This window comes from Paenibacillus sp. 37, from assembly GCF_008386395.1.
Taxonomy (GTDB): Bacteria; Bacillota; Bacilli; order Paenibacillales; family Paenibacillaceae; genus Paenibacillus; species Paenibacillus amylolyticus_B.
Genome location: NZ_CP043761.1, coordinates 5,639,404 through 5,652,559, shown reverse-complemented (window position 1 = coordinate 5,652,559; position 13,156 = coordinate 5,639,404). Strand labels below are relative to the sequence as shown.

At 48.7% G+C, this 13,156-nt stretch carries 13 protein-coding genes; 11 read left to right on the top strand and 2 right to left on the bottom strand.

The annotated features are described in order from the left end of the window. Positions 1–12 precede the first annotated feature (12 nt). Both F0220_RS24210 and F0220_RS24205 read left to right on the top strand, forming a co-directional pair. Positions 13–834 (top strand): polysaccharide deacetylase family protein, encoded by an 822-nt coding sequence (locus F0220_RS24210; RefSeq protein WP_105601165.1) that lies wholly within the window; start codon positions 13–15, stop codon positions 832–834. 90 nt (positions 835–924) lie between these two features. Beyond that, positions 925–3,069 (top strand): glycoside hydrolase family 88/105 protein, encoded by a 2,145-nt coding sequence (locus F0220_RS24205; protein WP_223200013.1) that lies wholly within the window; start codon positions 925–927, stop codon positions 3,067–3,069. Positions 3,070–3,260: 191 nt separating this feature from the next. Here F0220_RS24205 and F0220_RS24200 read toward each other — a convergent pair whose 3' ends face one another. After that, positions 3,261–4,136, bottom strand: coding sequence for a DUF72 domain-containing protein (locus F0220_RS24200; protein WP_105601161.1), 876 nt, complete (start codon positions 4,134–4,136; stop codon positions 3,261–3,263). Between the two features lie 217 nt (positions 4,137–4,353). On the opposite strand from F0220_RS24200, the gene F0220_RS24195 reads away from it, so the two are divergent. The 5 genes from F0220_RS24195 to F0220_RS24175 all read left to right on the top strand — a co-directional run bounded on the left by F0220_RS24195 (position 4,354) and on the right by F0220_RS24175 (position 8,484). Further along, entirely contained in the window at positions 4,354–5,097 is a 744-nt protein-coding gene (locus tag F0220_RS24195) for a class I SAM-dependent methyltransferase (protein WP_105601159.1), read from the top strand. A 27-nt stretch (positions 5,098–5,124) separates the two neighbouring features. Next, complete coding sequence (locus F0220_RS24190) at positions 5,125–6,108, top strand: MBL fold metallo-hydrolase (protein WP_105601158.1); 984 nt, start codon at positions 5,125–5,127, stop codon at positions 6,106–6,108. Between the two features lie 234 nt (positions 6,109–6,342). Next, the gene (locus F0220_RS24185) at positions 6,343–6,759 is read left to right on the top strand and encodes a hypothetical protein (protein WP_105601157.1); all 417 of its coding nucleotides are present in this window, start codon (positions 6,343–6,345) and stop codon (positions 6,757–6,759) included. Then, positions 6,756–7,799: an FAD:protein FMN transferase gene (locus F0220_RS24180; RefSeq protein ID WP_105601155.1), complete on the top strand. Its 1,044-nt coding sequence runs from the start codon at positions 6,756–6,758 to the stop codon at positions 7,797–7,799. Before F0220_RS24185 ends, F0220_RS24180 begins: the two co-directional genes overlap by 4 nt. Before the next feature lie 31 nt (positions 7,800–7,830). Continuing rightward, on the top strand, positions 7,831–8,484 hold the full coding sequence (locus F0220_RS24175) for a ferric reductase-like transmembrane domain-containing protein (RefSeq protein ID WP_181155547.1): 654 nt from the start codon (positions 7,831–7,833) through the stop codon (positions 8,482–8,484). 159 nt (positions 8,485–8,643) lie between these two features. Here F0220_RS24175 and F0220_RS24170 read toward each other — a convergent pair whose 3' ends face one another. Next, positions 8,644–9,210, bottom strand: coding sequence for a phosphatidylglycerophosphatase A family protein (locus tag F0220_RS24170; RefSeq protein WP_105601152.1), 567 nt, complete (start codon positions 9,208–9,210; stop codon positions 8,644–8,646). A 188-nt stretch (positions 9,211–9,398) separates the two neighbouring features. Here F0220_RS24170 and F0220_RS24165 point away from each other — a divergent pair, with 188 nt between their 5' ends. From F0220_RS24165 to F0220_RS24150, 4 genes are all read left to right on the top strand, one after another. After that, complete coding sequence (locus F0220_RS24165; protein WP_105601151.1) at positions 9,399–10,454, top strand: GerMN domain-containing protein; 1,056 nt, start codon at positions 9,399–9,401, stop codon at positions 10,452–10,454. 118 nt (positions 10,455–10,572) lie between these two features. Then, positions 10,573–11,328, top strand: coding sequence for a ribonuclease PH (rph, locus tag F0220_RS24160; RefSeq protein WP_017692572.1), 756 nt, complete (start codon positions 10,573–10,575; stop codon positions 11,326–11,328). A gap of 1 nt (position 11,329) precedes the next feature. Next, the gene (locus tag F0220_RS24155) at positions 11,330–11,953 is read left to right on the top strand and encodes an XTP/dITP diphosphatase (protein WP_091011846.1); all 624 of its coding nucleotides are present in this window, start codon (positions 11,330–11,332) and stop codon (positions 11,951–11,953) included. A 358-nt stretch (positions 11,954–12,311) separates the two neighbouring features. Next, entirely contained in the window at positions 12,312–13,154 is an 843-nt protein-coding gene (locus F0220_RS24150) for an STM4015 family protein (protein ID WP_091011848.1), read from the top strand. The last annotated feature ends 2 nt before the right edge of the window (positions 13,155–13,156 follow it).

Genomic DNA, 13,156 nt, shown 5'->3' with positions numbered 1-13,156 from the left:
TGGAAGTAAGGGATGGGACATCGTATTCAGTTTGACCGCTATCCAGGTGGTGTGATGAAAGCGTTAACGCTCAGTTATGACGACGGAGTGGTGCATGATCGCAGACTGGTGGAGATCTGTAATCGGTATGGTCTACGGGGAACCTTTAATCTGAACTCCGGTACCTTGGGTAATCCAGGCCGCATTGAGGCTGGGGAAGTCGCTGAACTTTATACGGGGCATGAAGTAGCCGTTCACACCGTTACTCACCCTACGCTACCTTATGTTCCGAATGAACTATTGACCGAAGAGATTATGGAAGACCGAAAAGCCTTGGAGCAGCTCGTCGGTTATCCGGTACGAGGCATGGCTTATCCCAACGGAGGGTACGACCGTGCGTTAAGTACAAAGCTGGAGTGGCTTGGCATCGATTATGCTCGTACCGTTGAATCACATGGCAGATACACGTTGCCAGACCGTCCCCTTGAATGGCACCCGACCTGTCATCATAACCATGATCTGGCGGGACATGCCAAACGTTTTATCCAACATTCCAAAACAGGTACGCCACTATTACTCTACGTCTGGGGTCATAGTTACGAGTTCAATGACAACGACAACTGGGAGATCATCGAACAGTTTGGTGAGCAGATTGGCGGCAGGAACGACATCTGGTACGCGACGAACATCGAAGTGATTGCCTATTGGAAAGCGGTGCAACGATTGGAGTGTTCAGCCGATCGATCCATCATCCATAATCCGTCTGCCATCCCGGTTTGGTTCACGGCAGATCAACAGGTTGTTGAAGTGCAGGGCGGAGAGACATTGCGGCTAAGCGAACGAATCAAGGTATAAGGAAGGGAGCTGACGATCATTCGTTATTTCCATGAGAACGAGGCGATTGCAGGCAAGGTGTACGATTCAATTCCGGATATATTGACTACGGTGGCTCAGCGTTATATTGGCGATCACCCGCAACATTCATTTTTGTTCAGAGCTTATCATCAGGGTGGTTTTCGTAGACTTGGGGACTATCGCTACGACCTGAATCTGAATGAGAAATGTGCAGAGGCGCATGCAGGGCAGTACGTGTATGTATGGGGCAAGTTATGGAGCGAGCAGAATACAACGTTAAATACAGGCCTGAACTGTTATAGTCCGGTGACGATCTATGTGAACGGCGAAGAGGTATTCAAGTCTGAGTTGTTGCAGGAGTTATTTCCTGAGCGAAGAACCCAGATTCCAATTTCCGTTAACTATGGCTGGAATGATGTGTTGCTATGTTTTGTCAAAACAGAAGTGGGATTCGGCGGTATCTACGGAACAGCCTCTTTCAAAAATTTCCCGCTGCACTTCCTCACTCCTGGGGCAGATCGTCAAGGACAGGAGGGCTGGTTATATTCGGAACCCGTCGATGAACCTGTATTATCTCTTCCTCGTGACGGCATGACAGAAGAAGAAACTGGCCTTTCCTGGTATCCGCGAAGGGACTGGACAGTTGAGGAGCAGAGCATGGGTTCTTTTGCCCGCATCTTTGGTACCGAACAACGGGCTGTTGCCTATGCGTGGTCCAAACTGAATGTAACCTTGCCAGGATCAACGTCAGTTATTTTACAAGGCCGTCATGATGGAGCTTTGACTCTGTATGTGGATGGCACGGAAGTATACTCTGCTGGAGGTAGTGGTAATTTTCACGTTGAACTCCCGCGCCGTTACGGTTCATCTGATTTGGTCGCGAAAGGTGAAATTCAGGCAGTTGGCGGTTCATGGGGATTCCAGTTGGAAGATGCCGAGCGTTCGGGTTCCACAGGCTGGAGATTGAAACCTCCTCATCCGGTTGCGGGGTGCTCTGATCCCTGGCTGTACACAGGTGTGTTTGCTCCCGGTGCTGAACCATCGCACGCCGACATCGTGCGAACAGATACCGTATTTGATGATGGCGCACAAGGTGTGTATTGGCGTGTAGATCTTCCCGATACGCATGTTCGTCCCTATCTGGAGAATACACATTACGGAAAGTGGAATTATCCGCTTGGCGTTACCCTGCTTGGACTTCTCCAGATGGGACAGGAATTGGGGCGGGATGATTACATTCAGTATGTGCGGCAACATATTGAACTGAGCACTTCATTTGATCACTACGGCTTATGGGATCGGGAAGGGTATGGTGCGGCAGGAATCAATAATCAACTGTCTGCGATAGACAGTCTGGATGATTGCGGTTCGTTTGGCTCTACACTGCTTGCTGCGATGGAGTTGGGCGATATTCGTGGGGGAAGAGATACCGCGGATCGGATTGCGGGCTACATTACGGATGAGCAGGAACGTCTGGAGGATGGCGCCTTTTACCGGGTTCGCGGCAGTGGGGAGATGCGTCAAGAGACGATGTGGTGTGATGACTTGTACATGAGTACACCTTTTCTGATGCGTTATGGTCAGTTGACAGGAGATAGGGCGTATTGGGATGATGCGATCAATCAGTTTCTGATGTTCCGTAAATACCTCTACCTTCCCGATCAACAGATCATGTCCCATGTGTATGATTTTGTGCGTGGTCGGGCGACAGGTATTCCATGGGGACGAGGGAACGGCTGGGTGCTCTTTTCATTAACCGAATTGTTATCCATCCTGCCACATGATCATGCGAAGCGGCCGGAACTGTTACGTTTCTATCGTGATCTAAGTCAAGGTTATCTGGCGCTGCAAGGGGAAAATGGACTTTGGCATCAGGTGCTGAACCGCCCGGATTCGTATGAAGAAACCTCCTGCACGTCCATGTTCATCTACGCTTATGCCCGTGGTATTCGGGAAGGCTGGCTGGAACAGCCAGAGCCTTATCTGGAGGCAGTGCGCAAAGGATGGGAAGGCATGACACGTTTGTCGATTGACTATAAAGGTAATATATACGGGGTATGCCGCGGTTCCGGGTACTCGTTTACAGCCTTGTATTATCGCGATAATCTGGGATGGAATCTGAACGATACCCACGGGATTGGCATTGTGCTCTTGGCTGGCATTGAAGCGCATAAAATGAATCAGCAGCTCCGTGAGGCGCATATCGATTCTTCGTTTACAGCCGCGCAGCGCTGATGTTTGACGCAACGAAACGAATGTATGTGGATAGCCTTCTATAGGTAGATTACCAGCTAAAGAAAGCGGCAATGCCCTCAGGCTTGCCGCTTTTTAGTGTTATTCCAATCCCGAATTTGATCAGCATGATAACAATGATAAATACACTTACCTTCACCTAATAATATGAATAACTCTGTTTTTAGCATACATTAAAATAACTCCAGCTGCTCCGGTCCTTCTTCCTGTTCTGGTTCAGTACGGTCAGGGAAAGGCTTCACTGGCAGGTCCAGCAGGTCCATCATCATCTGTGCATTCGCCGCTGCATCGCCACCGGAGTTGTTGTTGAAAATAACATAGACATCCTTGCTCTGATCCTGCAATTGCTCCAGATACCCTTTCCATTCCAACAATTCTTCCTTGTTGTAACGGTACAGGTAACGGGTCTCGCGCCAATTGGGCGCACCATTCTGATGCCACCCTGACACGTTGCGTCCGTGCATGCGAACCAGCGTCATCTCCGAATCCGTGGCCTCTGGCACGATAGGAATGGAACCTAAACCCGCCTGAGGTTCGTCACAGACACTATGAATCCAGCCTTGCTCCTTCATGAACGAAAGCGTCCGCTCGCGCATGCCATCTTCATACCAGCTGCGATGACGGAATTCGAGTGCACATGGAATACCTTCCATTCTGAGTTTCACTTCACGAAGCTCTTTGACGTTGTCCTTATTGCACTCAAACCAAGGTGGATATTGAAACAAGGCTGCCCGCATCTTGCCAGCTTCAATGACGGGTTCCAGTGATTCCCGAAAAGCCTTATACATCTCCGACGTGCTGGTGAAGTAGGGTTTGCCTCGCAGATGTCCGGTCATTCCCTGATAGGCTTTGATGATAAAAGCAAAGGCTTCGGGCGTCTCTGCAGCCCACCGTGCCATTCGATCCCGGGGTTGAACGGCGTAGAAGGAACTATCCACCTCCACGGTGGAGAAGTATTGTCCGTATAGACTGAGCTTGTCTTTGGCTTTGGTACGGTTTGGATAGAGATCTTCCTGATCGCCCCATCCGGTAAGTCCGATGTGAATCATAAGAACACCTCCTGTTGCTTATAATTAACCGATTTGCAGGCATATGTCTAACATTATATCGTGTGCATTTTGGCTGTTCAATGTTGGAAAATCACTGGAATTTTTTGAGTTTGCAGAATAAAGACGTTACAATACATTAAAGCTAGGGGAAATGATCAGGCTTGTACATAGCGTACTACAGATAGAGAGCCAGTGACCAAGTGGAGGGCGAGATTGGATGACGGAATGGTATGAAAAGAGTTTTGGAGAAGATTACCTTCTCGTATACAAGCACCGGGATGTGCAGGGTGCCCATCAGGAAGTACATAAAATGATCAATTGGTTGAAGCTTGAGCCTAATGCTGAAGTATTAGATCTATGCTGCGGTATGGGACGGCACTCCATGGCACTTGCTGATGCAGGATTGCGAGTGACCGGAGTTGATCTGTCCGATGTGCTTTTACGCGAAGCGCGTCTAATGGACACTGAACACCGAGTATCGTGGTGTCTTGCGGACATGCGTGAACTCCCACTGAAAGGTGGCTTTGATGCCGTAGTCAATCTGTTTACATCGTTTGGTTATTTCCTGGAGGACGGAGAACAACTGAAAGTATTACGTGCCATTCATCGCATGCTTCGCCCGGGTGGCAGCTATATTATTGATTTTATGAATACGGCTTATGTGACTCGTCATCTGGTGCCGCACTCCGTCCGAGAGGATGAAGGACAGCGGATTGAGGAGTTCCGCAAGATTGAGGATGGGTTTGTGCAAAAGGAAATTCGTATTACGGATACCGCATCCGGACATGAACCGCGGGTATATCAGGAGCGTGTGAAGTTGTACACACGGGATCAACTGAGTCAGATGTTAAGTGCCGCCGGACTCCGGGTAGACCAGGTACATGGCGGCTATGATGAAGAGAAATATGACGAGCAGACTTCTCCACGCATGATTTTTGTGGGTCGTCGTCCTGTGGAGTGAACAGGGACAGTCTGGAAGGGGGATAACATGAAGCGCACAGAAGAGATGCCCATGACAGAGGGCATACACCGGGTCAAGATCAGCATGTCGTTTCCCTTAAGATGGGTGAACAGTTATGTGTTGTCTGAACCGGATGGAACGATCACTATCATAGATCCGGGACCGCGTAATTCGCAGACGGAACAGGAGTGGGAAGAAGCGCTGGCAGATCTCGGCCTGACCTTTAGCGATATTCATCAAATTGTGCTGACCCACCATCACCCGGACCACCTTGGGTTGTCGGGATGGATACAACAGATGACGGGTGCACCCGTTCGCATGTCCACACGTTCTCGCCAAGAGGCTGATTATATGTGGGGATCTGATTCGCGCATTAATACAATCTTACCTGATTATTATGGTCGTCACGGTATGCCGGAAGACAAGACTGAGCAGATACATGAACATATGAAGGCATTTGCTTCGCAGATCACACCACTTCCGAAGGTGACTCCCATTGAAGACGGTGAGTGGATCGATATGGGCGGGAAACGTTGGGTTGCTGTGGAGACGGGTGGGCATGCCCCAGGCCATTTATCCTTTTATGCGCCGGAGTCGATGGAGATTCTGTGCGGAGATGCCGTTTTGCCACAGATTTCACCGAATATCAGTCTGCAACCCGGCAGTGACCCTCAGCCATTATTGTCTTATATGGAAGGATTGGAACGTCTTGGGGAGCTGAACGTCAAGCATGCGTATCCGGGACATCGGAATCCTTTTTCCACATTTAACGAACGGACCGTCCAACTGCTCGTACACCATGAAGAACGACTTCAGAAGCTGGCAGAGCGAATTCAGGAGTCATCAGCGAATGCGTATGACATCTGTGTACACATGTTTGGCAATCGGCTTGGTACCCATCAACTAAGGTTTGCCATGAGTGAGACGTTGTCTCATTTGCAGGAGTTAATTCGGCGCGAAGTAGTGAAGCAAGAGCAGCAACCGGATGGCAAGTTCTATTTTCAAATCTAAATGGAATAATTGATATCGATATGAAATGATAATGCGATCTTATATAGGGACTCGGGACAGGAAACTCACCTGTCCCGAGTCTTTTTTTAGTTTGATACGGGCACCGTTAAAATAAAGCTTTAGCCTCTCTTAACGGTTCATTCATCTATTTTTAAGCCAGCGCGCTTATCATACATCTATGAACTTCGCTAGGGCGTGTCTTGAGACACACCCTAAAGAAAGCAGGGAAGAGCGATGACCAGAAGAAAACGGAATCAATGGAGAAAATGGCAAGCTTCAGCGGCAGCAACGTTGACTGTGGCTGCACTCTTTCAATATGTAAGAACTTCGGATGCCTTTGATGTGGCCTATGCAGCAGCAAATGGCAAAGATAAAATTGTTACTGCTTCAAGCCAGGTGGATACGCATGATGATGTGATGGACGAATGGATCAACAGTACAACGGACAGCAACAACTGGAACACGCAGGACAATGACAATAATGATAGTCAATATAATGGAACAACCGATAGCACACAAGCAGCTCGACCAGATCAGAGCGTGAGTAACAAGGATAATTATTCAGATTCTCAGCGTATCGGGCAAAATAACCAGGGTACAGACCTCAGATACAGCAGTGGCAACTATCAGTCACGTACAGGTGCATCATGAGCCGCACGGAGCAAGTCGCTCGTCCGCTCCGATTTCAATTCCGTGCGATGAACACAGATGTTGAAGTGCAACTGTCCGCTGGGCGGGAAGAAGCTGAACATGCAACCACCGTGGTCAAGAATTGGTTTGAGACGCAGGAGCAGCGCTTCAGCCGATTTGTGGCAGACAGTGAACTGAATCGTCTGAATCATGCAACCGGATGGATACCCATCTCCGCTGCGATGGATGAAGTGCTGAGTCTGGCCTATGGATATATTGGTCTGACTGAAGGAATTTTCCAACCGGGTATCTCGCAGGCTCTTCAGGCTTCGGGATATGATTTAAGCTTCGAGAAGGTGCAACAACGACAACTGCAACGTCCGCTGCTTCAACGCATTTTGCGAACAAGAACAACTGACAGTTCAGGAATGATGGAGGATCGGCATGACCACAGTCGTCCGGGATGGATTCAGCGGGAAGGTAGCCGGATGGTTCATCTGGACCCTGGAGCTGAGTTGGATCTGGGAGGGATCGTTAAGGGATGGGCGGTGGAGCGCATTGCGGACTGGTTGCAGCGAACATTGCATATCCCGGCGGGTTTAATTAACGCGGGTGGAGATATTCAGGTATGGGGTACACCGGACTATCCCCAGTGGACCTTTAAAGTAGCAGATCCTTTGCAAGGCCAGGGTGATGCGTCAGGTACGGTTCGCTTACAGCGAGGAGCTGTTGCCACTTCGGGTATTTCCCGCAGACAATGGCAGAATACGGATGGAAGCTTTGCACACCACCTCATTGACCCCCGGACGATGGAGTCGGCAGATACGGACGTATTGCAGTGTACCGTTATGGGACAGCATGCTTCGCAATGCGAGATCATTGCCAAGACGGTATGCATTCTGGGAAGTGCCGAAGCCGTGGGCTGGTTAAACCGACATTACGATCGGCATGACGTCCTGTGGATGACACGGGATGGGAGCATTTATTTTAGAGGGAATACGGATACGCTCGTTGAGCATTGGCCGGGTTTTGATCCGGATCATCGCTTCAGTCTGATCTAGGAAAAGTCTAACAGATATGGGGGAGTCGGTTATGGCACAATGGATTGTAGATTACCTGCCGACGTGGAATATCATTCGAATTAGTGGAATTGCTGCTTATGTGATGCTCTTTGCCGGTGTGTTTCTGGGAATTGCGCAAGGGATGCCTATGGCCAAAGGCAAACCAAAAGCAGACATGTTCAAATGGCATACTCGAACGACCTGGCTCGCCTTCGGACTTGGACTCGTGCACGCATTAACGTTATATATTGATCACTATAGCCCGTTTACCTGGGGCGAACTTCTGATTCCTTTTACCGCCTCCGTGCATCCGATCGGCAGTGGTCTGGGAACGTTAGCTTTCTACGGATTAGTGATTGTCCTGTTATCCAGTGATCTGCGGAACAAGCTGGGCCGTAAATGGTGGTTCATGTTCCACATGTTGTCCTATCCGGTGTTCATTGGTCTGCTGGTTCACGGCATGGTGACGGGCACAGATTCTGGTAATATTATCATGCGGATGATGTATGTATTTACCGGACTCAGCATCGTTGGCATCACTGTGCTGCGTGGCATGTTGCGAGAGCGCAAAGGCCCGGAAATCACGATTGGACCGAAACGGACTACATCTGGTTCACCTACCGAGCAGAATTTGGTTGAAGGTTTTGGTTTGATGGGAACAGTACGACCTAAACATCTGAAATAATAATATGTGGATCATCAAAAAGTATCTTACACATGCAAAAAAAGCGGCCATCAGGCCGCTTTTTCCATGAATAGTTATTTTATTAAACAGTTATTTCAAAAAGCGTCCTTACACATGTTCAATGTTCCACATGGCATCAGACATGAAACGAGTTACGCATTATACCGTGTCATCACTGACAGGTTTTTCTCCCAGTGCTTCTTCAAGCTCGGATTGTTTGCGATGGGCGATCCGACTGCTCGCTGCCGATGCAATCGCACCGACAATATCATCGAAGAACGTGTGGACAGGGCCCAGGCTCTTGTCATTAAGTCGTTCAAGCACCCCTGGTTTCAGCTTGTCCACATAACCATAATTCGTAAATCCAATGCTGCCATATACATTGACGATGGAGAATGCCAAAATCTCATCCACGCCATACAGTCCTTCATCGTTCTCAATCATCTCCTGCAAAGGAGATATGAGCTGCCCCTGTTCTGCCAGAATATCAAGCTGAATCCCGGTCAGAACAGCGTTCTGTACCTCACGTTTACGGAGAACCATCTCCACATTTTCGATACATTCTTCCATCGTAAGACCTGGATAATATTTTTTCTGCAATAACATGACCAGCTCTGCGATCTCAGGGATCGTGACGCCCCGCTTATGCAGCCATTCCCTTGTTGCCTCCGCCACTTTGCGGCTATTCAGGCTGTAAGGGATTTTTTCTTGCTCAGGATGTTCCATGGGCGATTCCTCCTCTGAAGTTAGCAATGTCCCTACTCTTGCTTCCTAATACGTTATTAACCTGTTTTACGTTTCTTTAAGATAATATATAAGTTTTTAGCGAAGCGATTATCTTTTAGTTATTTTTTGGACAAAGGCTCGTATACATGGTAGTACAAACTGTAAAAATGATGAGGGGGAACGTGATCATGAGAAAGATCCAATCTTTGCGTACGGTATCGGCAGCAGCGCTGCTGAGTATTCCTATGGTATTGTCAGGCTGCGGCATGTTTGGAGCACAGTCTTCCGAAGCTGTTGATCCACCACCGCCTATTCAGGAAGCAGCCATGATTCAAGCAGCCGAAGGGAATGGTGCGCTCGCAACGCTCCCATTAACGACGGTATATCTGCAAGACCAGCAGGGGCTGCTCGCTCCGGTATCCCTGACACTTCCTTCTGGAACAGACGCCAGCAGTCCAAAGACAGCACTGGATACACTTGTCACAGGCGGGGCCTATGCAGGTATGCTGCCTGAAGGATTCCAGGGCGTTCTCCCGCAGGGAACGGTTGTGCAGAATGTAACGATTCACGCGGATGATAAGCTGGCGGTCGTTGAGTTCTCGGGTAATTTTGCCAAGTATGATGCGAAGGAAGAACGGAAAATGCTAGAAGCTGTCACGTGGACATTGACGGGAACGCCTGATGTGGAGAATGTGCAGATCTGGGTGGATGGCAAAAAGTTAACACAAATGCCGGTGAACAGCACGCCGCTGCCTGAACCGCTGAATCGGGCTGTGGGAATCAATCTGGATCTGGGTGAAACGTTTGTGACGAACAGCAGCCCGGTAACGGTTTATTTCTCCGCTGCTTCGCCGGCAGGCATCCAATATTATGTTCCGGTGACACGTCTGGTTACACCTGGTGAAGATCGGGTGCAGGCAGCATTGAATGAACTGATCAAGGGACCTGACAAAGGTGGCGAATTGGAAGAGGTCATGACAGGCGGAACAGAGCTGCAATCGGTCAAAACGGCAGAGGATGGCACGGTAACGGTTGCCTTGAAAGATGATATGTTTGCCGAAGGGGATATTGTGCCAAGCGAGCTGTTACAGTCTGTCGTATTAACTACTGCGGAGAACACAGCCAGCAAGGATGCCAAAGTGCAGATCGAATGGAATGGCCAAAAAACGGTCATGGGTGACGACAACCGGGATTACAGTGCGCCGGTTTCCAAGCCTGAATATATCAACGAAATTCCGATTTAATGAGCAAGGAATGCTTAAGGATGCTTTTAATCGAACTCTTTGGTAAAATATAAGGGATTCGTAAAAATGTTAACAAGCTCAACATTACAGGATGCTTAAGTCGTAGGAGGCAGAAAATATGAGATCAAACGGACGAACCAGCGAACAGCTGCGCCCGCTGAATTTAACAGTGAACACGAATAAATACGCCGAGGGCTCTGTACTGATTGAAGTTGGAGATACAAAGGTGATCTGTACAGCTACAGTGGAGGAACGTGTTCCTCCCTTTATGAAAGGGCAAGGAAAAGGCTGGGTAACAGCTGAATATTCCATGTTGCCACGTGCAACACATACTCGGAACCAACGTGAAGCCAATCGCGGGAAATTAACTGGACGCACCATGGAAATCCAGCGTCTGATTGGTCGGGCACTGCGCTCGGTAGTTAATCTGCAGGCTCTTGGTGAGCGTACGATTACGCTGGACTGTGATGTTATTCAAGCTGACGGAGGCACACGCACAACGTCCATTACCGGTGCGTTTGTAGCGCTGGCGCTTGCCGTGAACAAGATCTCTCAACAGCACAAACTGCAAGTGTTCCCGATTACGGATTTCATTGCCGCAGTAAGTGTGGGCGTTGTGGGTGAACAGCCTGTACTGGATTTGAACTATGATGAAGATTCCAAAGCCAAGGTAGACATGAACCTGGTGATGACAGGCGGCGGTAAATACGTCGAGCTTCAGGGAACAGGTGAGGAAGCTCCATTTGATCGCCGGGAGCTAAACGCGATGTTGGAACTTGGTGAGCAGGGAATTCTGGAGATGATCGAGCGTCAAAAAGAAGTGCTCGGCCCGATTGCGCTCAAGATTGGCGCGCGTGGATTAGGGGAAGCGTAAGATGAGTTTGGACAGCCCAATCCTCATTGTTGCTACCCGCAATGCGGGTAAAGTCCGTGAATTCGCTCATGCTTTCGCACCGCTTGGCAAAGAGGTCAAGAGCATGTTTGACTATCCGGAGCTGCCGGATGTGGTGGAAGATGGCGTAACGTTTGCGGAAAATGCCTGGAAGAAAGCCAAGGCAGTAGGCGACGCGCTTGGTTTGCCCGTACTGGCAGACGATTCTGGACTCTGCGTAGATCTGTTGGACGGGGAGCCCGGAGTTTATTCAGCGAGATATGCAGGCGAAGGAGCAACGGATGCACAGAACAATGCGAAGTTGCTGGAGACGCTGGAATCGTTGAAATCCGGTGAGGACACCGAGCAGCCGCTCTTAAGTCCGGCTCGATTCGTCTGCGCATTGGTACTGTACGACCCGACAACAGGTGATAAATATGAATCGGAAGGCACTGCGGAAGGCTGGATTACAGCTGAAGCTGCGGGTGCTGGCGGTTTTGGATATGACCCACTGTTCTATGTACCTGAATACGAAATGACAATGGCAGAGCTGACGCTGGAGCAAAAGCAGGCGATTAGCCACCGTGGTCATGCGCTGAGAGCGCTTGTATCCAGACTTGAAGGCTAAGAATAAACAAAACATCTTGATTTCTTGATTTAACTTCATGATACGTGAACATCAAAGCGTTAATGGAAGGAGAGAAGCATTCCGATGGGATGGTTCATCCGCCATTAACGCTTTTTGTATGAAATAAAGTATTTGATCGGGTTTGGTGATAGTCCATCCATATACCTAATTGAAGTTAGCTATTTCTGCGACTACACATCAGAACACATGTTCTTATGCCTACATAAAAATTAGTTTACGTTGCACGATTGGGAATCTCATTGGGACTGGAGTTGGAAGAAGTTGCAAGCCTTGTGTGGTATGGGTTAACATTCAAACTAACGAATCACATATGAACCTTAAACGGAGGGATCTACTCATGCAAGAAGTGAAGCTTGTTGTATCTTACGATGATTATGAGGACGGCATTCGTATGGAAAAGTTAATTAAGGAACTGGCAGCTAAACCGGAGGCCAGCTCATTGGAAAGTCTGGTCATCGGAGATTGGGGACAGGCTTATGAAAATTCGCCTGATGAGTTCATGAGTACGCTCGTCGAGTCGGCTCCAAGTTTTCCGTCATTGAAGAAACTGTTTATTGGAGATATGGGATTCGAAGAATGTGAAGTATCGTGGATTATCCAGACCAATCTCACACCGCTGTTAGGTGCCTTTCCAGAATTAAAATCATTCTCTGTAATGGGCAGTAGCGGCCTCAGTCTGGAACCACTCCAGCATGCCAAGCTTGAAGAATTGATTATTATTTGTGGTGGTCTGCCGAAAGAAGTGTTATCTTCAATCACCCATGCCAAGTTGCCTGAATTGCGTAAACTGGAACTGTACCTGGGTGTGGATAATTATGGTTTCAATGGATCACTTGAAGATGTACTCCCTTTGCTAGAAAAAGGATTATTTCCAAAGCTGGTTTACTTGGGTCTGAAAGACAGTGAAATTCAGGATGAGATTGCAAAAGCAGCAGCTGAAGCACCTATTCTGGATCAACTTGAAGTACTGGATCTATCGCAAGGGACGTTGTCCGATGAAGGGGCCGAGGTGTTGCTTGCCAGTGACAAGATCAAGAAACTGAAACATCTTGATCTAAGTTACCATTACATGACCAATGAAATGATCAGTCGCTGGAACCAATCCGGTATATCTGTAGATGTTAGCGACCAGCAACAGAGTGATGAGGATGACTGGCGCTATCCATCGTTAACAGAATAGTC